Below are 23033 nucleotides of genomic sequence, written 5' to 3' on the forward strand. Positions count from 1 at the left end.
TCCCTTGTGCGATCAGCTGAAGGTGTGGCGGCTCAATGGCAAACTGCGCACGCGCTGGCCAGTGAGCTGCGCGACCGCATTGGCCACCGCCGGGGCAACGGCGGGCAGCGGTGGTTCGCCGATGCCGCCCATCTTCGCCCCGCTTTCGATGATGCGCACATGCACCCGGGCCATGCGCGAAGGCGGCAGAATCGGGTACAGGTCATAATTGCGCGCGCGCGGCTTGCCATCCACGTACACCGCTTCTTCCACCAGCGTCTGCGACAGGCCCAGGGCGACAGCGCCGTTGACCTGATGCTCGATGATCGCCGGGTTGACGATGCTGCCTGGGTCGATGGCTTGCCAGATGTCGTGCACCCTGACCTGGCCGTTGTCGATGGAAACCTCGGCAATGACCGCAGCCTCCGAGCCGAACGGTGAGGCCATGGCCACGCCGCGTGCGCGCTTGCTGCCATCCTCGGCGGTGAACGGTCCGCGCTTCCAGCCGCCGGACAAGTCGGCCACTGCGTTCAGCAGGTTGGTCAGTCTCGGGTTGTCGCGCAGCAGGTGCAGGCGCAGTTCAAACGGGTCCTTGCCACCTTTGTCGGCCAGTTCGTCCAGGAATGATTCGTAGAAGAAGTCGTTCAGCGAGTTACCTACCGAGCGCCAGTAACCGAGCATGGCCGGGCCTTTGACATAGATCTGGGCAATGCGCTTGTTGGCGATGGCGTAGGACTTGCCTGACAGCCCCTCAAGCGCGGTCGGGTCGATCTTCTCCCCTTGTTTTCCAGCAAGGGCCTCGGTTGGGCCCTCGGTGGCGCTGACCGCTTCGAGCGCCACTGGCATACCGTCTGCGTCCAGCCCGGCGCGGAACTTCACCACTGCGACGGGGCGCAGTACATCGCGCAAAAACTCCTCCTCGCGGCTCCAGATAAGCTTCACGGGCCGGCCAACCGCTTTGGCCAGGGCAATGGCCTGCGGGTAGGGGTTGGCAGAGTCGTACAGGAAGTGGCGGCCAAAGAAGCCGCCCAGCAGCGGCGAGTGCAGGTTGATTTGTGCAGGCTCCAGGCCGGTGCGTCTGGCAATGTCGTCACGGAACATGTCCGGGGCCTGGTTGGGCAGCCAGACGTCGAGGCTGCCGTCCGGGTTGAAGCGGGCGAGGGCGGACGGTGGCTCCAGCTGGGCATGGTTCAGGTACTGGTTGTGGTAGCTGGCCTCGACCTGGGTCTTGGCGTTGGCCAAGGCGCCGGCAATATCCCCTTCGTTCTCTTCATCACGGGATGGCCCTTGCACCGTCGCGAGGTGTTCGCGCCAGGCGTCGCTGGAAAAATCGGCCGGCATCGGTCGCACTTTGCTGTCGGCGGCCGGTTCTTTCCAGTCCACCTGAATCGCTTCCACTGCACGCTTGGCGTGCCACCAGCGCTCGGCGACCACAGCCACGGCGCCTGGCAGCTGATGCACAGAATGTACGCCTTTCATGGCCTTGACCTGGTCTTCGTTGCGCAGGCTGCCAACCGTCATGCCCAGGCGCGGCGCATGTTGCACGGCAGCGTGGAGCATGCCGTCGACTTTGATGTCGATGCAGTACTGGGCCTTGCCGGTGGACTTGTCGTAGGCATCCAGGCGGCGTACGGGCTTTCCAATCCAGCGAAACTGGCTGGGGTCGCGCAGCTTGACGCTGGCCGGGTCGGGCACCGGCAGGTCCATGGCGCGACCGGCCAGCTCACCGTAGGGTACGGAACGTCCGGTCGTGGTATGTACTACGTTACCCGGTGTGGTAGAAAGCTCATCGACCGGTACACCCAGGTGTTCGGCGCCCGCCTGCAGCAGCATGCCCCGGGCGAGCGCGCCCAGACGGCGCATGGTGGGGTAACTCATGCGCACCGACATGCTGCCACCGGTGATGCGCATGCCGTTCTCCATCACCACGTAGGCTTCGCCCGGTGGTGCGCTATCGACCACGAAATGGGCCGGGTCGACATCCAGCTCTTCACCCACAATCTGCGCCATGGCGGTGAAAGGGCCTTGCCCGCCTTCCATAAAGGGGCTCAGCAGGCGCACCGTGCCGTCCGGGCGAATCTCCAGAAATGCAGGCACCTGGGTGCCGCGTTCCGCGGTTGCCGCAGCGGCGGCTGCTGCCTGCACGCGGGCCGAGCCCATGGGCAGGCCGAAACCTAGCACCAGGGCACCGACTGCGGTGCCGGCAAGAAAGCGCCGACGTGACAGGTTGACCGTTTCGCCCCGCTGCAGCCTGAGCAGTTCGACGGGTGTATCGACTGGCGTGTTCATCAGGCCTGCTCCCCCTGGGCCAGGTCATGCACGGCGGCATGGATGGCGTTGTAGGTGCCGCAGCGGCACAGGTTGACCATGGCTGCATCGATCTGCGCATCGCTGGGTTTGGGCGTGTGCTTGAGCAGCGCCGTGGCTGCCATGACCTGGCCAGACTGGCAATAGCCGCATTGAGCCACCTGGTGCTCGACCCAGGCGGCGACCACCCGTTTGCCGACGGGGTCGGCCTCGATCGCCTCGATGGTGGTGACCTCACGCCCCACCACACCGGCCACCGGGGTAACGCAGGCGCGCACCACATTGCCGTCCACCAGCACCGAACAGGCGCCGCACTGGGCCAAGCCGCAGCCATACTTGGTGCCGGTCAGCCCCAGGTCATCGCGGATTACCCACAGCAGGGGCGTGTCGGCGTCCGCCTCGACCTGATAGGTCTTCTGGTTGATGCGTAGTTCCATGGTTTCACCTGCCCGTCACGGTTGTTGTCGCTGTGTTTTATCTGCATGGGGAATACGTTGTCCCCCGGTGCAGAAACGCTAGCACAGCAGGATGACCGCTGGTCTGGTGGCGGGGTGGCTTCAGAGGATCAGGCAAGTAATCCGGCGGAATACGCAAGCCAGCTTCGAAAAATCAAGCCTGCAGTCGGCGTTGAACAGGACTTGCGCAACGAAAACCCGGATAATGCCGGCCAATTTCGTTTTGCACGCTTAAATCACGGTAATCCCGCATGGAAATCAAGGTCAATTTTCTCGACAATCTCCGTCTCGAAGCCAAATTCGATGACTTCACGGTGATCGCCGACCAACCTATCCGCTACAAAGGCGATGGTTCGGCCCCCGGCCCGTTCGACTATTTCCTGGCGTCTTCGGCCTTGTGCGCGGCTTACTTCGTCAAGCTGTACTGCCAGACCCGCGATATCCCCACCGAAAACATCCGCCTGTCGCAGAACAACATCGTCGACCCGGAAAACCGCTACAACCAGATCTTCAAGATCCAGGTCGAACTGCCCGAAGACATCTCCGACAAGGACCGTCAAGGCATCCTGCGCTCCATCGACCGCTGCACGGTAAAAAAGGTGGTGCAGACCGGCCCTGAGTTCGTGATCGAAGTGGTCGACAACCTCGATGCCGATGCCCAGGGGTTGCTGATGCCGGTGTCGGACACCAGCACCTATATCCCCGGCAAGGACCTGCCGCTGGAGCAGACCATTGCCAACATGTCGGGCATCCTCGCCGGGTTGGGGATGAAGATCGAGATCGCCTCGTGGCGCAACATTGTGCCCAACGTCTGGTCGCTGCACGTACGCGATGCGCAGTCACCCATGTGCTTTACCAACGGTAAAGGCGCCACCAAGGAGGCTGCGCTGGCCTCGGCGCTGGGCGAGTTCATCGAGCGCCTCAACTGCAACTTCTTCTACAACGACCAGTTCTGGGGCGAAGACCTGGCCAACGCCCCGTTCGTGCACTACCCGAACGAGCAGTGGTTCAAGCCGGGCCCGCGCGACGCGTTGCCGGCCGAGATCCTCGATGAGCACTGCCTGGCGATCTACAACCCTGACGGGGAGCTGCGTGGTTCGCACCTGTATGACACCAACTCGGGTAACACGGCGCGGGGCATCTGTTCGCTGCCGTTCGTGCGCCAGTCCGACCAGCAGGTGGTGTACTTCCCGTCCAACCTGATCGAAAACCTGTTCCTCAGCAATGGCATGAGCGCGGGCAACACCTTGGCCGAGGCGCAGGTGCAGTGCCTGTCGGAAATCTTCGAGCGCGCGGTGAAGCGCGAAATCCTCGAGGGCGAGTTGTGCCTGCCGGACGTGCCGCAAGAGGTGCTGGCCAAATACCCGGCGATCCTCGCTGGCATCCAGGGCCTGGAAGAGCAAGGCTTCCCGGTGCTGGTCAAGGATGCGTCGCTGGGGGGCGAGTTCCCGGTCATGTGCGTGACCTTGATGAACCCGCGCACGGGTGGCGTGTTTGCCTCGTTCGGTGCCCACCCGAGCCTGGAAGTGGCGCTGGAGCGCAGCCTCACCGAGCTGCTGCAGGGCCGCAGCTTCGAAGGCCTGAACGACCTGCCGCAACCCACCTTCGAAAGCCATGCACTGACCGAGCCGAACAACTTCGTCGAGCATTTCATCGACTCCAGCGGCGTGGTGTCGTGGCGCTTCTTCAGCGCCAAGGCCGACTTCGAATTCGTCGAGTGGGACTTCTCCGGGCACGGCGAGGACTCCAACCAGCAGGAGGCCGCGACCCTGTTCGGCATCCTCGAAGACCTGGGCAAGGAAGTGTACATGGCGGTGTACGACAACCTTGGCGCCACCGCGTGCCGCATCCTGGTGCCGGGCTATTCGGAAATCTACCCGGTCGAGGACCTGATCTGGGACAACACCAACCGCGCCTTGTCGTTCCGTGCCGATATCCTCAACCTGCACAGCCTCGACAGCCGCTCGCTCAAGCTGCTGCTCAAGCGCCTGGACAATTGCGATGTGGATGACTACACCACCATCACCACGCTGATCGGCGTGGAGTTCGATGAAAACACAGTGTGGGGCCAACTGACCATTCTGGAGCTGAAGCTGCTGATTTGCCTGGCGGTACAGCGTTTTGAGGACGCCAAGGAACTGGTTGAGGCATTCTTGCAGTTCAACGACAACACCGTAGACCGCGGCCTGTTCTACCAGGCGCTGAACGTGGTGCTGGAAGTGCAGTTGGATGACGAACTGGAGATGGATGACTACGAAGCCAACTTCCGCCGTATGTTCGGCAATGCGCGCATGGATGCGGTATTGGGTTCGGTGGACGGCAGTGTGCGCTTCCATGGCCTGACCCCGACCAGCATGAAGCTCGAAGGCCTTGATCGCCACCTGCGCCTGATCGACAGCTACAAGAAACTGCACGCGGCCCGGGCCAAGTTCGCCTGACAGGCGCTGCGCCCAATCATCGCCGGCAAGCCAACGCCACAGGTATTGCACCGCTCTTGAGATTTGTGCCGAACCTGTGGACGCTGGGTTGCCTGCGATAAGTCAGGCGCCGTCCTACGGCCCTTTGATCTGGGCGCCATCCTCATTCTGTCTTGCCGCGTTGCCATCCAGGCGCTTAGCGTTCTCTACCTATCCACTTCAGGTCGTGACTATTCAGGCTTAGCAGCCCCCCCTTCGAAAGCATCCGCCGGTGGTGGCGCTGCACGGACATTGAAAAGCTTGCAGACACAGTACCAACAGAGGGCGACGGTCAGGTTGTAGGGAAACAGCACGGCCCAGAACGGCAATTGCCAGTTCTTTTTGCCCTGCATTTCACCGGGCTCGCCGGTTCGCCAGGGGGCATAGTGGCGCCAGGCTTCTGCCGGGGTCAGGCAGATGGCGTGGAGTGGCTTGTGCCACCAGTTGGGTTCACCGGGCGGGGGGAGTTTGTCCGGGCCGTGATCCATGAAGTGGCGCAGGTATTCCCACACTTCGGCGACATGTTTGACGCCGGGTTCGGTGGGTTCGTTGCTGTCGACCCAGAGGCAGTCTTTTTGATGCAGGCTGCCGTCTTCGCGGCGGGGGGCGAAGGCGAGGGCATAGCTGGTGCTGAAGGATGAACCGCCGTATTCGGTGCGTTTGAAGATGCCACCTCCGGTGTTACTCCATTCAAACACAAATACCTTGCTCAAACGTTGGTAGTAGATTTTTTGGGTTGATCGATTGAAGCAGAAAATTGATAAGCGTTTTATGAAATATATTCGATAGGCTAAGAATGGGAGGAAGATTAAAGGTGCAATTAGTGTAAGGAGGATAAAGGTATAACTAAAGGTGTATGGGTTCCAGGCTTCACTGGTTAGTAAGTAAGGGTAGGTGAAGATGACGAGCGCAATGGTCATTGCACAGTACAGCTTTCCCATAAAAACTGAGTCTGTTACCCAGGGGTTTCTCAGGCATAAGGTGGTTTTTGACAAGCTTGATAGTTGCCCGCCAATAGCGGGCTTATGCCCTGAACTTGAGCTTGAGTTGAATATCCAGATGGTTGCCATGATCAGCGCTCCAGACGAAAAATTGACAGGGTCTCATTGTCTTCGTCCAGGCCTTGATTGGCGTTGTAGGGATGGATACGCGTTAGCTGCAGGCAGGGTCCGGAGGTAGCGCTGCTGACAGAGGTGTCGCTCATGTGCGTTTCCTTTGGGTTGAATGCGCTGGGGCCTCCTCAAATGCTTCGGGAGGCGGTGGCGCTGCTCGGACGTTGAACAGGCGGCAGATGCCATACCAGCAGAGGGCGACGGAGAGGTTGTAGGGAAACAGCACGGCCCAGAACGGCAATTGCCAGTTCTTTTTGCCCTGCATTTCACCGGGCTCGCCGGTTCGCCAAGGGGCATAGTGGCGCCAGGCTTCTGCCGGGGTCAGGCAGATGGCGTGCAGTGGCTTGTGCCACCAGTTGGGTTCACCGGGCGGGGGGAGTTTGTCCGGGCCGTGGTCCATGAAGTGGCGCAGGTATTCCCACACTTCGGCGACATGCTTGACGCCGGGTTCGGTGGGTTCGTTGCTGTCGACCCAGAGGCAGTCTTTTTGATGCAGGCTGCCGTCTTCGCGGCGGGGGGCGAAGGCGAGGGCATAGCTGGTGCTGAAGGATGAACCGCCGTATTCGGTGCGTTTGAAGATGCCACCTCCGGTGTTACTCCATTCAAACACAAATACCTTGCTCAAACGTTGGTAGTAGATTTTTTGGGTTGATCGGTTGAGGCAAATGGTTGATAGGCCCTTTATAAAGAGAATTCGATAAGCTAGGAAGGGAGTGAGCACGAAGGGGGTTATTAGAAATAAAAACATCAATAAAATGTCTTCGTTGTAGAGTCTCGAGATGCTGGGGTATAGATAAGGGTAAGTGCTTATCAGTAGTGTGATCGTCATTGCGCAGTACAGTTTTCCCATAAACACGGAATCTGTTACCCATGGGTTTCTCAGGCACAAGGTATTCTCGGATAGTTTTGCTAATTGTCCTCCAATTGCAGGTGCGTGCCCGGAGTATGACGTTGAATTGAATATCCAGATGGTTGCCATAATTAGTGATCCAGACGGAAAAGTGACAGCGTCTCAGTGTCTTCGTCCAACCCTTGATTGGCGCGGTAAGTTAGATGCAGTGAGACAGGATTTTGGTTGGCGAGCGTGTTCTCGAAATGCAGAACCAGGCCAGCACCTACGATGTGGCCGGTCGGGGCAATTGGGAATACGTTTATTCCTTTGTCGTCCCGGAGGGTGCTCAAGCTTCCTGACCATTCGCTTACCCCAAGCACAAAGCCAGGCAGCAGTACTGTGAACTCAGCGGTTGGTTGGGATGTGATTACTTTGTTATGTGTGATCGCTGTCCAATCTGGCGGCGACCAGTGGTTATTCTGATGCCATCGGGTGTCGACGTTAGTTATGCCGAGTGATAAGGCCTGCTCGGCGGATAGTAGCTTGGGTCCATAATGTTCATTGTGCCAAGCCTTAATTTCTGTTTGCAGTGAGGTGAAAGCAGGCAGTTTTTTGTCAAAGTCCAAGTTGATGTCGGCGTGCGACTCTCCATCATTGATGCGATTGCCGAATGTGCTACGTGCTGCCCACAGTTCTATTGGGCTGTGAAGGCGTTCATGTGCCTTGGCGTGTAGGTAGAGGCCTCCTGCTATGATGGCTACGCCTACGAGGACAAGGGCAGCGGCGGCCCATCCGGCAAAGGGTACCAGCGTTGTAGCGCCCGCAATGGCAAGTCCTGCTTCAAGAGTGACAGCAGAGCCAATGGCCATGGTTAATCCACCAGCAATTGTGTATCTGCCAGCCGTAGAGTTACCGTTATCGAATTGGCGCAATCCCTTTGACCAATCTGAGCTCAGAGCAAATGCTATTGCCGGGTATCCGGCTAATCGGGCAAACAGATTGCTACCCAAGAATTTGATGATCCCATTGCCAAATGCCATGCCTGGCGCAGTTGAGCTTAATCTCAGCATGACGGCCTTTTGCGTCGCCCGCACGCTGACCAATGTCGCCGCCGCTGCACCAATCACCCCGAAAACAGATGAAGCGAACCCCAGGGTGTATTCCGGTGCCTCGCTCTTCTGCAGGCTGTTGTAGGCCGTCTTGAGCGATAAGATGTTGAACCACAGCATCCCCGCGTTTAAACCACCACCACCGCCCGAGGTGAGCAGCCCCAGAAAGTTAGGTTTCGCACGCGCAGTGGTGGTCAGCTCGATGGACACCGTGCGGCTACCCGAAATGCGCAACGCTTTCATCTCTTCAACCTGCGCCATGCCGCTCTTCAAATACCGCTGCACCTCCTGGCTAAAGGGATTTTCCGTAATGGCCTGTTCGGTGATGCGATAGCGCGCCGCCAACAACCCCAGCGCTTTCTCGGCATTGGCCTCGCGCGCTGCCAGCAACACTTGCTGGCGCAGGCCATGGCTGGCATCCCAACGGGTTTGGCCACGCAGGCGCTTGAGCACCACGGCATTGACCGACTGGGCGGTGAGGTCGGTGATGTCCGCCATGGCCGGGAAGCGACCGGCGAGCCCTTCGATCACGTTGTCGCTGGCGCCGAACATGGAGCCGATCGAATCGGCTTTGTCCTTGAACGGGTTGAACGGCGCCAAGGCGGTGTAAAGCGGGCTGTCGTGCTGGTCCAGCCATTGCTCCAGGCGTTTGAAGCGTCGGTCATGATCTTCGGTGCCGGGTGTCGGCTGGCCCATCGGGTGAATCAGCAAGGCCAGTGAGATTTCCAGACCGCGGGCGGAGGTGCGTTCGTCGCGGTCGTAACAGGCCAGTGCCGCAGCCAGGCTGTAGGGGTTATCAATGTGTTGGGGTTCGGCCGTCGCCAGCCAGGCGTCATGATCGTTGCTGGCTTGCAAGGCCAGGTTGCGCAGGGCGGCAATCCGTCGTTCCAGTGCGTCGCGTTCGGCGAGGAAGCGCCGGTATTTGTCGACATCGAGGCGCTGTGCCAGGCGCGCGCCATTGGGGGAGTAATCTTCATGGGTGAGGGCCTGGAAATGGGACTCGGCCGGCGACAGGGCAGGCCCCCGGCGTGACGTGCCCAGCCTGAACGCGGCCAGTTCCGGTGAAGGTGCATCCGCCGGGTACAGGCTTTCCAGCGTCTTGTTCAGCAGCATGGCGACCAGGTTGCGATGGTGAAAGTCGCGGCTCTGCGGGCTGAGCTGTTCGGCATCCAGCCGGTAGCATGCCGGCACGCGCTCCTGCTCGGGAGGTTGGGCGGGTTTTGTGTGCTCCAGTTGCTCGGCCGGCATCAGGTCACGCAGTTGATGCTGGTAGGCCGAGACCGACAGGCTCAGGTCCAGGGCCATGCCTTCGGCGTCGGCGAGCGCCACCACCACTGGCACTTTCGGCTGGGTCCAGGGGTAGTGGCGGGCGATGGCATTGAGGTTGCCGATGGGCAAGGTTTCGGTGACCGGGTCGCTGCTCCAGGTCAGCGGCATGCGCCGCTCGGTTGGCTTGAAGTCTTCGACCCAGGTTTGCAGGGCACTGACCGGCAACACATGGGGCTGGGTGGACGGCGCCTGATTGCCGCTCACCAGCTCGGCCATGTCCAGCTGGCGCATGTGCCGTTTGCGCAGGGCTGCCGAACCGGTGATACGGGCGGTGATGGCGTTGGTCCACAGGTGCGGGCTGTAGCCGATCCACACTTCCTCGGCGGTGTCCTGGCAGGTGTCGGCCCACACCCAACCCGTGCTCTGGCCGGACAGGTAGCGCTCACGGCGGTGGTAGTCCTCCAGCCCTTGGTAGCGCATCTCCTTGTAGAGGCCCGCGCCGACGTGCTCATGAATGACCAGCTTTTCGCCCAGAGGGCCTTTCATGAACACGTAGACATAGCCTGGGCGCAAAGCGCGGAGGGTGTAGGCCGAGTGCTGCAGCGTGGGGAAGCCTTGTTCCAGGTTGAAGCCTGCATCGGCATAGCGGCAGGCGGGGGCGTCGCCGGTGCGGGGTACGATGGCGTAGCGCACCGGCAGGATGGGCACGCGTGCGCTGCAGGCCGGGCCGGAGGTGGCGCTGCTGACGGAGGCATTAGTCATGGGCAGGCTCCTTGCTTTCGACCAGTGCCTGGAGCTCGCGAAGGCGGGCCTGGGGCGACTCTTCGAGGTTGGTGTAGATTTTTCCTGCCTTGTCATTGCTCATCAGCCACATGTGCCCGGCTATCAGCCGAATGAATTGGCCCGCAACTTCCTCGCTCCGGAAATTGAGGGCTGTCAGTTGCGGCAGGAGTGTTTCTATCCATAGGCGTATGTCCGCCAAGGTATGGTTGGCATGGGGCGGCATGGCCAAGACCTCATGCGCCAATGAGAGGACAAAGTGCTCGTGCATGCCTGCTTGCAGCCGATCAAGTTCAAGCGGGTGGAGGGTCAAAGGCAGCTCTGATCTTGAGCGAGCAGCAATCGGCTTGTTTTCGTGTGTTTTCCACTCATGAGCCGGCCCCCAGTTGACTCGCCATGCCAACCGAGACACCGGGCCAAGCCAGGCCTTGCGATGGTCGTCGTCCAGCGCATTCAGCCAGGCTGCAAGATGGTCCGGTGTGACATGGTGAGTGGCAACGCTCTGATCAGGGAGCACGACCTGCACCAGGCTGGTGAAGTGGTCTGCCAGCGCTGCCAGGCCAACCTCGGCATCCAGCGCGATGGCTCCACCGATAGGCATCCAGGTCGTGATTGCATGGGCAAGCAGCTCGTGAGCGTCTGCAACGTCCACCAGCAAAGGCCCAAACTCATGACGGTCATCCAGGGCGCTGTTCTTCCATAACCATGCCTTTTGAGTATTCCGGCTGACAGCGTTGATAAGCTCGAGTACCGATGGGGCATAAGCAGGAACCAGTTCACCTTCCTGCGGGATGGGCCGATAGGCCCAGTGCTCGATTGCCCTGGTCATGAGCAGCAGAAAGCGGCAGTTGTGAGCAAAGTCTTCGCTGCGCGGAGCAGGTGATGGCGTTGTAGTCATTGGCCTGGCCCTCGGATACAGCGGCAATCGGGCAGGGGGCAGGTACCATCAGGGCGGCGCCCACACAAGCGCTCCAGAGGCTTGCCGGTGTTCGGTGCACTGCTGATGGAAAAGGGGCTTGTCGTCCCATTTGCCGACTTGAGCATCTGGCCGGTGATGCGAATCGTCGGGCTGTCCAGGGTGATGCCCGTTTCGTCGATTCGAATGGAGCCACCAGGGCCTTGGATGACCACGGCTTCCGAGGCTCGAAGTTCATAACGGCGAGTACGTCTGCGGATATCCCCACGGGCTTCCAGCTCGGCATGCCCTTCGACCCGTTGTTCGAAGTTGCCACCGATACGGGTGTGGTGATTGGCGGCGATCTGGTCGTGACGGTGATTGCCGATGTTTTCGACACGGTCCTTGGCGATCCTGATCGTGTGGTTTCTGCCGATGTCGAGCGCGGCGTCCTGCCCGATGGTGATGTGCTCGTCATTGCCAACCGTTTCCGTACGGTCGTGGCCGATCAGGATCGATTCGTCGTGATCGACCTGCTCTTTGCGGTCATTGCCGACCTGCGTAGTCTCATCGTGCTTGACCACATTGTTCTGGTCCCTCTGGGCATGAATGAACACTTCCTCCTGGCCCAGTTCGTCCTCGAAGCGCAGCTCGTTGAAGCCATCGCCCTTGTGGGTCTGGCTCTTGATGGTCATGCGGGTCTTGTGACGGGGAAGGTCGTACGGTGGCAGCTGGTTACCGCAGTAAGTACGGCCGGTGATCATCGGCTGGTCGGGGTCGCCGTTGACGTAGTGGATGATCACGTCCTGGCCAATCCGTGGGATGGCCATCGAGCCCCAGCTGCCGCCGGCCCAGCCTTGGGAGACGCGTACCCAGCAGGAACTGAACGCGTTGTCCTGGCTTTCTCTGTCCCAGGGGAAGCTGACCTTGACCCGGCCCCATTCGTCGCAGTAGATCTCTTCACCGGGCGGCCCCACCACGGTGGCCATGTGCGGGCCGTCAACGCGTGGTTTGGGTAACGGGGCTGGGCGCCACTCGGTTCTGCCAGGCACCAGTACCGCCTTTTGCTCGTAACGTGTGCCCTGGTCGGCCCCGGCAGCTTCTTCCTGCAGGCTGGTGAACTGGCTGCCTTCGTGGCGAACCGTGCTGACCCGCCAATGCACATTCAGGTCTTCGCGCGGGTGGCCTGTCAGGGTGAAGCTCAGGCCTGGTTGCAAGCGCACATCGTCGCCTTGCACTTGGGCAATACGCACGTCATGGCGCAAGCCGGTGATGCGGTTTTCGGTGAACGGCTTGCCAACGGCATCGCGTTTGTAACGGCCGGGGTAGTCGAAGCACTCATAGTCCGTGGACTGGTGCTCAAGATACGGGCCCGAGGCCCTGTGTTCCTGACGATAGGCCGGGTGGGTGAAGGTGTAGTCGCGTTGAACCTGCCGTGCAGTACGCACCTGTTCGCTGTAGCGCAAGCGCCGTAGGCACGGTTGAGGCTGGTCGCCGCCGTGGCTGGAATGGTACAGCACGGTGGCTGTGGCTGACGGTTCACGCTCACGGTAGAAGCCTTCGGCGTCGTCCTCGTGTTTGATGACACCGTGACTTATCAGACCGAGTGACTGCAGTCTGTCGGTGATGATCAGCTTATGGCGTTTTTCATTGTGCTCGAAGCGGTAGACAAAGCCTTCTTCGGCCGCCAGGCGGGCGATGAAGTCGAGGTCGGTTTCGCCGGCCTGAACGCAGAATTCGCGCACCTGGTGGTCTAGGCTGGCGCGTAGTGCGTACTGGTCGATGCCCTGGCGCTTGAGCATCAGTTCAAGAATTTGCGGCACGGTCTTCTGCTGGAAGATGCGCCAGTTCGAACGCAGGCTGGCACGGGCCAGCTGTGGCTCGATCAGCGCGTCATAGTAGGTGCGGTAGAAGCCACTTTCCGCTTGGCTGAAACGACTGACCAGACCGTGCACGTAGCGTACTGGGCGTCCGCCTTCCCAGATGGTGAAGAGCACCGGTTTGTCGAGCAGGTGGCCGAAGTCGATATCGTTCTCGAAGCTGATCAATTTCAGCTCCAGTTCGAAGGGTGTGCTGATCCCTTCTCGTAGTTCGAACGACACCACTTCGAACTCAGCGTTGCCAACGAGTGCCTCAAAGCTGTAGCGCAAATCAGATTGGCTAGGCATAAAAGATCCTTGTCCGCCGTCTGAATCAACACAAAGCCCGGGCGGGCATGGCCTGCCCGGGGCATTTGCACGGGTCAGGCGGCGGGTGCGCGCCAGTCGTCAGAGCCTTCGGTATTGGCTACATCGTGAGCCCACGTGATCTTTCGATACGCCAGCGATACTTCAACCAGCTGGGTGTAGTTTTCATTGTCTTTGTCGAGTGCGTGGGGAAGCACGGTATTGATGCTGACGATGGTGGCGTCTTCGAGCGTGGTGGTGAAAAAATGCTCTTGTTTGCCTTCCGACGAGGTGCGATACCAGCTGACCTCGACCGTTGGCAGCATTTCGCCGGTGGCAAGTGCCTGATACATCAGGGGGGTAGCTTTGTTCAGTGAACTGGTGAATATGAAAGGCTTATGCACGCGCTGGCCACTCGGTTGACCGCTCTGGGGGTCAGTGGGCGTAGTCACCTCATGCTTGATTTCCTGAACCAGAATCTGATCTTCATGGCCTTGTTGGAACACGTTGCCGACGGAGTCAGCGGTGAAGGCGCCTGCGGTGATGTTGCCTTGGGTCTGGCCTATGATCTTGATGTAAGCGGGTGTTGGCATGGCAGTTACTCCTGCGTCCATGTGGGTAAAGCACGCGCACCACGGGTGGCGTGGCCATCGGGAGCGATGGGCTTGTCAACGAGGCAGTTACCTCGTCAATTCAATGAATCAGCTGTGCCGTGGATTGACGCGCTACTGCTGCAAGATGCCGTTGAGCGACTCCAGCACCTCGGTGGTAATCAGGTGCAGGCGATAGCTGTAGATGCTGTAAGCCACCGCCATGGCGAGGGCGGAAATCACCAAGGGGCTCCACCAGGGCCATTGCCGGTTCATGCGGAAGTTGCGTGGGGCCACATTGGCGTAGGGGTCGCAGACTTCTTCGGGGGTGGGGCCGCGCAGTTCGCGGATGATCCCGTGCAGTTGGTGAATCAGTGCGTTGAGTGTTTCTTCGCCTTTCGGCGCGAGCGCGTACTTGCCCTTCAGCCCAAGGCACAGGGCGTAGTACATGAACTCCAGTACGTCCTGGTAACGCTTGGGCTCCTGCATCAGGCGGGTAATCACCGTGAAGATTTTTTCTCCACCCCAGGTCTCGTCGTGGAAGATGCTGAGCAGCGGCTCCTGGCTCCAGCAGCTGCTCTTGCCCCAGGGGCGCTCCATAACGGCCTCGTCTATGAACAGGCACAGACCGTAGGAGTACGCCAGCAACTGAGCCGGCTCGTAACCGTGCTGGCGCATTTCTTCCTGGATGTTGTCGATCTGGCCGCGCACTTGCTGGTGCACGTCCTGGATGTTTGGCAGCTCGTCCAGCGTACGCAGGCGTATAACCAAGCCGAACAACGGTGATGCGGCATCCAGCATCAGGTTGGCGAAGCCGCCCCGCAGCTGAAATTCCGGGTCAGCGGGGTAGCCTTCGGAAAAGGGCTCAGGCTCAGGTTTGTCCGTGGATACTTGCGCATTGGTTGCCGCAGTCCGGGGGGCGGGTACTGGCTGTTCAAGGGTTGAATCAAGCGCGTTGACTGCAGCGTTGTTTTCATCGGTGGGCGTATTGTTGTCTTTTCCCATGTCACTCACTCCTGATTGCCCAGAACTGCAGTTCAAGCCCTGGGAAGTCGCCCGCAATGTGGATGCCGAAGCCATTCGCCTTGCTCATGCACGCCCAGGCCGGGTCACGTCGGTCCAGCTCGAAGTAGCTGAAGCCCGCATGGAAGGGCAGGTCGCGGGGCGCCACGGGTAATGGCAACAAAGGGATGCCCGGCAATTGCAGCGGCACCAGGTTATTCAGTGACTCAAGCGAGGTGATCTTGGCTTTCTGGATGAACATCTGGCGCAACGCCTGTGGTGGCATGCTGGCGCGCACGGCGAGGATGAAGTCGGCTTCGTCGATCAGCCGGCGGTCTTCCAGCGTGGTCGTCATCACGCCGAATTGTTCGCTCTCCAGCGGTAGTGAAACAGCGCGTGGCCGCAAGACGGTGCTCAGAGACCGACGCAAGGTGTCTTCCAGTGGTTTGAAAGAGGTGCGCAGCGCGGTGTGGTGATAGGCGGGGTACTCCTGCGGCAGCCTGTTCTGGTCGGTGAAGGTGACGAATTCGCCGCAGGCCTGGCTCATGCACAGGTACAGCTGCTCGGGGTGCGTTTGCGCTTGCCTCGCCAGATGCTGGAAGCATGGCCACCAACGGTTCATGGCCTGCAGCAGGTTGAAGTCGCGAATGTCGGCGATCCCGGACTGGCCCGAGGCACCAATCCGCGTGGCGAGGCCGCGCGCCCGCTCGCGCAAGGTATGGGTGATTTCTTCAAGAAACCGCTGCAGCGCTGGCACCGCCCGCACCGAAACGCTGGTGGGGTAGAACGCTTCGTCCAGTTGCAGGCTGCCGTCGGGGCGCCGTTCCAGAATACGTGCCAGGGCCAGGCGGGTGTAGGCGCTGCTGTCTTCGGTCTTGCGTTTGAGCTGCAGGTTGGGCACCGCAAGGTCTACCTGCACCAGGTCACCGTCAGCGGTGTGGGTATCCTTGATTTCCTGTGCCTGGGCGGTATAGCGGAAATTGGCTGCATTGTCGGGCCAGCTCACTTCGCGGCCGCCATCGGTACGCAGCGGCAGGCACAGATACACCTCACTGTCTTTGCACGCGTCGTCGCCGATTTCCAGCGGCGGCGGTGGCGGCAGGTCGGCGGGAATGTCGAACACCGTGCCGTCCGGCATCACACCGCGCGCCCGGGTGATGGCGACTTTGCCCAGGCTCAGGTATTCGTCGCTCAACTGAAGTTCGCTGAAGCCGTAGAAGGCTGCGTTGAGGCTGGCGAGGCGCTGGTGCAGGGCTGCTTCGCTGGCCCTGGTCGCCTGCTGGAAATGCTGTGGTTTGACGAACAGGCCTTCGGGCCAGAGAACGGGATTGCGTGAACTCATGGGCGCTCCGTGTCAGCGTGAGTAAGCAGGAAGGGCAAAGGGTGTTGAGGCGCCATCAGTCTTCTTCCTTGAGCACGATGTGCGTGTCGTTGACCAGCACCGACAGCATGATCTGGCGGCCACGCGGCGGAATGCGCAGAACTTGCCGCCAACTGGCGTTTTCATGCCCTCGGTAATCGGCAATCACCGCGACGAAGCGGGTTTCGGCGTGGATAGGCTCGAACGGGATGTACTTGAACTGGCCAGGGCGCAGCAGGTAATCGTCACTGCGGATGTAGGTACTGCGCAGCGCTTTGGCCGGGTCCTGCTCCAGTAGCTGGTACACGGTGTTGCGCAGCAGTGAGTCGTCGCGCAGTTGCAGGATCGTGATGGCAATGGGCGTAGCGACCAGCGCTGAGGCAACGCTTGTGGTGCGCGGCAAGGTCAACGCCACTTGAGGGTCGTCGTAGCTGCCGGGGCCGCTTTCTTCCAGGGGCGAGCGCGCCGGGTCGCTTTCGTCTCCTTCGTCCAGCTCGACGGGGGACATGGCCGGGAATTGCGCTTGCAGGTATTCGAACAGAACCCCGATTTTTTCGGTCAACGCATAGGGGTCGCCAGCACTCAGGGTTACAGCGTAGGGGCTGGGCTCCAGGGCGCTATCCTGTTCGGCTGCGACGTCAAGGCTGTTCGGATTGCCGTTGAGGGTAGGGCTGGCATTGATGCTGAATGCGACCTCGGTCGGGTGATCCTTGGGCGGCCCGATGGGCAACGAGTGGTCCATGGCCACCTGGCTCATTCTGCTCAAAGAGGTACAGCCGGTGGGCACGACCAGCGCAAGCAGCAGGCTGGCGAGCAGAAGTGGATGAGGCTTCATGGGTATGCTCCGGCAATCAGGCGCTGCAGCGGGCTTTCTCGGAGTGCCCCTTCACCGTCTGCTGCGTCCAGCGCTGCCAGAGGGTCATTCCCCATGGCTGCTTTGAAGACCGAGGAGATCTCGACGGCTGGTTGGGGGGCAGAAGGCTGTGCCGGCCAAGCGGGTGCAGGCGCTTCCGCTATCAGGCGGTCGAGCACCCTCGGGTCCGGGTTGAACAGGTCCTCCAGCGAGCGCGTGCAGGCCTGATCCTGGGTGTACTGAACCTGTAGCCGATAGGTACCAATGAGAAGCTGGTCACCCTCAACCAGGCGTCTGGGTGGAAGCGGCCCCAGGCTGTTGGCACTGCCATTGAGGTAGGTGCGGTGGCAGTGGTCGATCACGCAGAAGCTGCCTTCGATCCAGCGGATTTCGCAGTGGATGGGCGCAACGGTCTGATCGCGGTCATTGATCTGCCAGTTTGCTCGCCCGCTGCCGATGGTGCCGCCCTTGCAATCGAACAGGTGCCGAGCAGTAACGCCGTGCTGCAGTTGGTCGAGGTTGGTGATGCTCAAGGTGACCGTGTTCATGAGCGCCCCTGGATGCGTACAACCGGGCTGATCTGGCCATGCCGGTCGTCGACGAAGCTGGTCCAGCCCAGGTATGCGCCCTGGCTGCGGTGCAAGCAGAAGGGGGACAACGCGCTCTGCTTAAGGCGCAGTTCCAGGTCGTAGGCCAGCCCGTCACGCAGCAGAAAGTCGATCAGTGCACGCAAACGGCCGAAGTTGATGCCGCTGGGCAGCAAGTCCCGCAGCTGTGTCTGGTCGAGTTCGCTGATCACGATGGTGAACTTGCTGCTGCGAGTGCGCGTGCGGCTGCCGATCATGAACGTGCTGCCCAGCTGGCCGTTGGTCCGCCCCAGCCTTGCAAGCTGCCTGGACGGCGTGACGACTGATCGCGTCTCGAACTCGCGGATGTGCACCTGCTTGAGGTCGAAGCAGTGCGCAATGATGCCGGCCACAGTGCCCGGCGCACGGCTGCGGCTGGCGATCACGCCGGCAAAACTGAGCAGGCGACTCCAGGGCAGCGCCGTGTCCCCTCGCAACTGCTTGTCGTTAAGCCCAAGCAGGGCAAACACGTACTGCGAGAACCCGTCACTGGCACCTGGCTGGAAGCGGATGTAATAGCGGTACTTGCGCCAGATACGGTGCAACAGGCTGAGCAGGTAATGGTTGAAAAAGTCGAAGAAGGCCGGCCGTACACCGATGCCATGCGCATGTTCATACGCCACCTGTTCCAAGTAATAGGTGGGCAATGGCGAATCGGTGCCGTGCAACCCCAGGAATGTGGCAATGATGCGGTAGCGCGCTTCCTCAGCGGGCATCCGCTGGGCTTTGTACACGTCCGAAACAGGGAAGGTCAGCCGTGGGTCGCAGGCCAGGCGCACGCGCCGCCGGCTGGCCTTGTCTGGCCAACGGGGTTCCAGGTCATCGCCATGCAGCCCGTGCAACCGCTCCAGCAACTGGAAGAAGTTGTACTGGTGCGCTTCGCAAAGCAGCTTGTCGGCTAGATCAGCGGTTGCTTGCCGGTCTGTATTGGCCATGTGTAGTGCTCGTTATTGGTGGTGTTGATCACTTCCAGCTGGTGGAAGGAATTGATGCTGGCGTACAGGGCGAAGAAATGAGCGAGCACACAGCTGAACAGGTACAAGTCGCCTTCGCAGAGGAAGGCGGTCTGGTCCAGTTTCAGCCGGGTGTGCAGGCCGCGAATGGGTTGCCCCTTGATCAGCCAATCCATGGGCTGCGTATGAATGTCGCGCATACCCTCCAGGCGTTTACGGGTGGTGCGGGCCTGCTGGATGTCGTGCAGGGCCATGAAGTCGTAGGCGCGGATCACCGCTTTCAGCGGCTCTACCGAGAGCAAGGACAGGTAGTTGAGCGACATGTTGGAGATCAATGCCCACTGCAACTGGCCGTCCAGCACCGGGCGACAGGGGCGGGTGGGTGTACAGAGATTGGTGTAGGTGGCCAGAGGCGGCGTAAGTTCGGTCAGAACGTTGATGTCATCGATGCCCAGCGCCAGCGGGAGGTCCCGATTAGTGCAAGTGAGGTCGATGGACGCGGTTTCCAGCTCGCCTATGTAGCTGTTGGCGTCGGCGCGGACGAAGGCGATTCGATGCATGACGCCATTGCCGTGCAGGCACTCTTCCAGCTGGCAGCGGTAATACAGCGCCGTGCGCCCCTGGACGTGCTCGATTTCATGGGCGAATGACTCGAAGGGACGGAAGGTCCGAAGGTGCTCACCGGTGTTCCCGTCAGTCGTCGTTCGGGTGCTGATCACCTGGTCGACACTGAAGATTTCGTAGCCGTACGGCGCTGTGCCCTTGGGCTTCAGTGGAACGATGGCGTCCTTGCCGGACAGGTCGATGGGCTCGGCGCTGTGCTGGAACAGGTTGACCGCAGGTGCGCAGAACAGGTTGAAATCTGCTTTGCCGACACGCAGCGAGTCGGGTAGCTGGCGCGTGAAGTGAAATTCGAGGTTTACCTGCTGGCTGTCATGAGCTGGCCAGATCTTTTCAAGCCCAGTAACGCTGAAAAAGTGGAAGCGTTGGGGGAATGCGAAGTATTCCTGCAGGATCCGGTAGCCATCGAAGACGTTCTGTGGGTAAGGCAGCAAGGCGTCGTTGGGGCTGAACCCTGGGAATGCGATGCTGTTTGCCGGCAGCCGACGAACCACGTCATTGATGGTCACGCTGACATGCTTGAGGTATTGGGAAACCCACAGGTAAAGCGTGCGGGCGGTACGAGTATCGCCGCTGAGGTAAAAGTCGAGGCTGGTACAGCCCAGGCTGTTCAACGGTCGCTCGGCCAGTGATTGAAGGCCGATGCAGATCACAGAACTGTCGGATGTCTGGGTGGCTGCCACCGTGTCGATCTCGAACGGATGAATGTTGACCGCTGTACAGGTGCGGAACTCGCAGGCCACGCCGTCTACCGGTTTCGAGAACAGCCGCGACCCCTTTGGGATGCGCTGTGACTGGCTGAGGGATTGCCTCACCGGGCTGAACTTGATGATCGTCGCGCTGGGCAGCGGCCGCAGGTAGTTCGGCCAGAGCAACTGCAGCATGGGATGGGTCAGCTCTGGCAAGTCGTCTTCCAGCTTCAGCCGTAGCTTGGCGGTCAGGAACGCAAAGGCTTCCATCAGGCGTTCGACATCGGGGTCGCTGGCACCTTTGCCAAGCAACCGCGCGAGTTGTGGGTTGTCCTTGGCAAAGTCGTTCCCCAGTTCGTGCAGGTAACGCAGTTCTTCGCTGAAACGGTCTCTCAGTGACATGGGTCACCTCACGCGCATGTAGCGGTTGTGCCCATCGACCAGCAGCTCGAGTTGCAGCTGCTCTGCGTGGTTGTTGACCTGTACCAGGCAATCCAGCCTGAAATGCAGCTCCAGCGGGGCATGGGTATCGGGCACTGCGTTGAGCGTGCGTACCTGTATGCGCGGCTCGAAGCGCTGGAGTGTGCGGCGGATATCCGCGCTCACCTGCACAAGCAAGTCGCCGTTGCTCACGTCATGCCCGTTGAAGTCGCGCAGGCCCAACTCAGGGCTGCTCTGGGAGCACCCCTGGCGGGCATTCAGTAGCGTTTCGAGGTGGCGCTTGATGGCGGCGAACTTGTGGGAAGCGCTCTCGCGTCGGGAGGCCTCTCGGCGGGTGCACTGGTCCACCATCAGGCGATCAAAAAGACCACTCATTGCGTATCGAGCCGCCCGACCAGGGAAATCTCGAAGTTCGCGCCCATGTACTTGAAGTGCGGACGTACGGCGAGCGAAACCTGGTACCAGCCCGGGTCACCCGCAACATCCGAGACCTCAATACGGGCGGCACGCAGCGGCCGGCGGCTGCGAACGTCGGCAGACGGGTTCTCCTGGTCGGCGACGTACTGCTTGATCCATTTGTTCAGCTCGGACTCAAGGTCACGGCGCTCTTTCCAACTGCCGATCTGCTCGCGCTGCAGCACCTTGATGTAGTGGGCGAGCCGGTTGACGATGAACAGGTAGGGCAACTGGGTACCCAGCTTGTAGTTGGTCTGTGCCTGAAGCCCCTCAGGGGTTTTCGGGAAGTGCTTGGGCTTTTGTACCGAGTTGGCGGAGAAGAACGCGGCGTTGTCGCTGTCTTTGCGCATGGTCAGGGCGATGAAGCCCTCTTCGGCCAGTTCGAATTCCTTGCGGTCGGATATCAGCACCTCGGTAGGAATCTTGGCCTGCAACTGGCCCAGGGATTCGTACAGGTGGACCGGCAAGTCTTCGACAGCACCGCCGGATTGGGGGCCGATGATATTCGGGCACCAGCGGTAGCGGGCGAAGCTGTCGTTGATGCAACTGGCTAACAGAAAAGCAGAATTGCCCCACAGGTAGTTGTCGTGCTGCCCGGCGATGCCTTCGTTGTAGTTGAAGCTCTCGATCGGTTGTTCCTGCGGGTGGTAAGCGGAGCGAAGCATGAAGCGCGGCCCGGTCAGGGCGACGTGGCGGGCGTCTTCGCTTTCACGAAAAGCGCGCCACTTGGCATGCCGAGGGCCGGCGAAGAGGTCTTTTATTTCCTTGAGGTTAGGCAGCTCCTCGAAGCTGTTCAAATTGAAGAATTCGGGGGCAGGTGCAGCAAGAAAAGGGGCATGGGACATGGCGCCAACGGAGGCCATGTAACTTAGCAACTTGATGTCAGGGGAAGAGGGGCCGAAGTTGTAGTTGCCTACCATGGCCGCAACCGGCTCTCCCCCGAATTGGCCATAACCCGCGGTGTAAACATGCTTGTAGATACCGCTGCAGGTAATGTCAGCAGCATTTTCGAAGTCGTCGAGCAGGTCCTCTTTCGTGACATGCAAGACTTCAAGCTTGATGTTCTCCCTGAAGTCCGTGCGGTCGACCAGAAGTTTAAGGCTGCGCCATGATGATTCAAGCTGCTGGAACTCAGGCTGATGCAGAATGGCATCCATCTGATTGCCGAGCATTCGGTCGATCTCGGCAATCATCTGGTCGGCTCGGTGCTTGTTGATCAGTTGATCTGGGTCATTGCTTTTGAGTATTTCGGTGATGAAGGCAGATACGCCCTGCCTGGCAATCTGGTAGCCCTCCTGGGCAGGTACCAGTTTGGTTTCTGCCATGATCTGGTCGAGCAGGGTGGCATTGCTCAATGTGTCGGCCGTTGCGTCTGTGGTGATGGCGGTGCTGCTTGGCTTGGGCATGGGGACGCTCCGTTGTCTCAATCTTGTTCTGGCGCCTCGAGCACCAGGTCCAGTTCTTGGGCGAGCTGCTTACGCGCCTGCTCGTTGTTAAGCAGGTGCTGCAATTGCTTGCGGAAGGCCGGGACGTTACCCAGCGGGCCTTTCAGGGCGACCAGTGCTTCGCGCAGCGCCAGCAGCTTGTTCAGCTCGGGCACCTGGCGCGCGATCCGGTCCGGCCCGAAATCGTTGATGGACCTGAACTGCAGGTGGACGGCCAGCTCGGTATCCGGGGCGGTGCCAAGCCTGGACGGTACCGTTACGTCCAGGCTCACGTTGGCGTCGTTCAACACGCTGTTGAATGTATGTTTATCGATGCGCATGACCTGACGGTCCTCAAGCGCACGGTTGTCATCCAGGCCGAAGTCGCCCAGCACCAGCATCTTGTGCGGCAGCTCCACCTCAGCCTGCTCATCGCTGGTAGCGGGGACATACTTGATATTGACGCGTTCTTTCGGCGCAACGGATCCCGTATTTTTAGACATCGGTACGCAACTCCCTGTTGGGCTGTAGGATGTTCAGGTGCTAGTTGTGTTTATTGTTGTCTCGGTCTTGTAGGAAGATTCCCACATATGATTAATGGGTTGGGTTGTTTGTCCGTTCCCTATGAAAACGATGCACGGAAGCGTGCTCTTTGGTCG

The 23033-nt window shown here is 60.2% G+C and carries 19 protein-coding genes; 1 reads left to right on the forward strand and 18 read right to left on the reverse strand.

All coding sequences use genetic code 11. From position 1 onward, the window contains the following. Positions 1 to 12: 12 nt before the first annotated feature. Positions 13 to 2268, reverse strand: a complete 2256-nt coding sequence (locus KW568_RS11845) for a molybdopterin cofactor-binding domain-containing protein (RefSeq protein WP_004577479.1) — start codon at positions 2266 to 2268, stop codon at positions 13 to 15. Next, on the reverse strand, positions 2268 to 2723 hold the full coding sequence (locus KW568_RS11850) for a (2Fe-2S)-binding protein (protein ID WP_003256023.1): 456 nt from the start codon (positions 2721 to 2723) through the stop codon (positions 2268 to 2270). The genes KW568_RS11845 and KW568_RS11850 overlap by 1 nt, the downstream gene beginning before the upstream one ends. A gap of 269 nt (positions 2724 to 2992) precedes the next feature. Here KW568_RS11850 and KW568_RS11855 point away from each other — a divergent pair, with 269 nt between their 5' ends. After that, positions 2993 to 5179 carry an OsmC domain/YcaO domain-containing protein gene (locus KW568_RS11855; RefSeq protein ID WP_003256021.1) on the forward strand — a complete coding sequence of 729 codons (2187 nt, stop codon included), beginning with the start codon at positions 2993 to 2995 and terminating at the stop codon, positions 5177 to 5179. Positions 5180 to 5388: 209 nt separating this feature from the next. Here KW568_RS11855 and KW568_RS11860 read toward each other — a convergent pair whose 3' ends face one another. The 16 genes from KW568_RS11860 to tssB form a co-directional block, all read right to left on the reverse strand. Beyond that, positions 5389 to 6267 carry a DUF6708 domain-containing protein gene (locus tag KW568_RS11860; RefSeq protein WP_212628464.1) on the reverse strand — a complete coding sequence of 293 codons (879 nt, stop codon included), beginning with the start codon at positions 6265 to 6267 and terminating at the stop codon, positions 5389 to 5391. A gap of 2 nt (positions 6268 to 6269) precedes the next feature. Continuing rightward, entirely contained in the window at positions 6270 to 6401 is a 132-nt protein-coding gene (locus KW568_RS11865) for a hypothetical protein (protein ID WP_256238740.1), read from the reverse strand. Then, a complete protein-coding gene (locus KW568_RS11870) occupies positions 6398 to 7288 on the reverse strand; it encodes a DUF6708 domain-containing protein (protein WP_234546962.1) in 891 nt (296 codons plus the stop codon). Before KW568_RS11870 ends, KW568_RS11865 begins: the two co-directional genes overlap by 4 nt. Before the next feature lie 2 nt (positions 7289 to 7290). Further along, on the reverse strand, positions 7291 to 10281 hold the full coding sequence (locus KW568_RS11875) for a T6SS effector BTH_I2691 family protein (protein WP_238738777.1): 2991 nt from the start codon (positions 10279 to 10281) through the stop codon (positions 7291 to 7293). Continuing rightward, positions 10274 to 11197, reverse strand: a complete 924-nt coding sequence (locus tag KW568_RS11880) for a DUF4123 domain-containing protein (protein ID WP_003254178.1) — start codon at positions 11195 to 11197, stop codon at positions 10274 to 10276. The genes KW568_RS11875 and KW568_RS11880 overlap by 8 nt, the downstream gene beginning before the upstream one ends. Continuing rightward, positions 11194 to 13362, reverse strand: a complete 2169-nt coding sequence (locus tag KW568_RS11885; protein WP_003254176.1) for a type VI secretion system Vgr family protein — start codon at positions 13360 to 13362, stop codon at positions 11194 to 11196. The genes KW568_RS11880 and KW568_RS11885 overlap by 4 nt, the downstream gene beginning before the upstream one ends. A 74-nt stretch (positions 13363 to 13436) precedes the next feature. Beyond that, positions 13437 to 13952, reverse strand: a complete 516-nt coding sequence (locus KW568_RS11890; RefSeq protein ID WP_003251355.1) for an Hcp family type VI secretion system effector — start codon at positions 13950 to 13952, stop codon at positions 13437 to 13439. Positions 13953 to 14084: 132 nt separating this feature from the next. Beyond that, positions 14085 to 14954 (reverse strand): type IVB secretion system protein IcmH/DotU, encoded by an 870-nt coding sequence (gene icmH, locus KW568_RS11895; RefSeq protein WP_004574568.1) that lies wholly within the window; start codon positions 14952 to 14954, stop codon positions 14085 to 14087. 1 nt (position 14955) lies between these two features. After that, positions 14956 to 16293 (reverse strand): type VI secretion system baseplate subunit TssK, encoded by a 1338-nt coding sequence (gene tssK, locus KW568_RS11900; protein WP_004574569.1) that lies wholly within the window; start codon positions 16291 to 16293, stop codon positions 14956 to 14958. A 55-nt stretch (positions 16294 to 16348) separates the two neighbouring features. After that, positions 16349 to 17146: a type VI secretion system lipoprotein TssJ gene (gene tssJ, locus KW568_RS11905; protein WP_004574570.1), complete on the reverse strand. Its 798-nt coding sequence runs from the start codon at positions 17144 to 17146 to the stop codon at positions 16349 to 16351. Continuing rightward, positions 17143 to 17712: an FHA domain-containing protein gene (locus KW568_RS11910; protein ID WP_003254171.1), complete on the reverse strand. Its 570-nt coding sequence runs from the start codon at positions 17710 to 17712 to the stop codon at positions 17143 to 17145. Before KW568_RS11910 ends, tssJ begins: the two co-directional genes overlap by 4 nt. Further along, complete coding sequence (gene tssG, locus KW568_RS11915; RefSeq protein WP_004574572.1) at positions 17709 to 18725, reverse strand: type VI secretion system baseplate subunit TssG; 1017 nt, start codon at positions 18723 to 18725, stop codon at positions 17709 to 17711. Before tssG ends, KW568_RS11910 begins: the two co-directional genes overlap by 4 nt. Beyond that, entirely contained in the window at positions 18689 to 20455 is a 1767-nt protein-coding gene (tssF, locus tag KW568_RS11920) for a type VI secretion system baseplate subunit TssF (protein ID WP_004574574.1), read from the reverse strand. Before tssF ends, tssG begins: the two co-directional genes overlap by 37 nt. A 3-nt stretch (positions 20456 to 20458) precedes the next feature. After that, positions 20459 to 20869 carry a type VI secretion system baseplate subunit TssE gene (gene tssE / locus KW568_RS11925; protein ID WP_033726395.1) on the reverse strand — a complete coding sequence of 137 codons (411 nt, stop codon included), beginning with the start codon at positions 20867 to 20869 and terminating at the stop codon, positions 20459 to 20461. Further along, positions 20866 to 22356, reverse strand: coding sequence for a type VI secretion system contractile sheath large subunit (gene tssC / locus KW568_RS11930; RefSeq protein ID WP_003254167.1), 1491 nt, complete (start codon positions 22354 to 22356; stop codon positions 20866 to 20868). Before tssC ends, tssE begins: the two co-directional genes overlap by 4 nt. A 17-nt stretch (positions 22357 to 22373) precedes the next feature. Further along, on the reverse strand, positions 22374 to 22877 hold the full coding sequence (gene tssB, locus KW568_RS11935) for a type VI secretion system contractile sheath small subunit (protein WP_033725935.1): 504 nt from the start codon (positions 22875 to 22877) through the stop codon (positions 22374 to 22376). Between the last annotated feature and the right edge of the window lie 156 nt (positions 22878 to 23033).

Origin of the sequence: Pseudomonas sp. HD6515 (genome assembly GCF_024971855.1) — a bacterium.
GTDB lineage: Bacteria > Pseudomonadota > Gammaproteobacteria > Pseudomonadales > Pseudomonadaceae > Aquipseudomonas > Aquipseudomonas alloputida.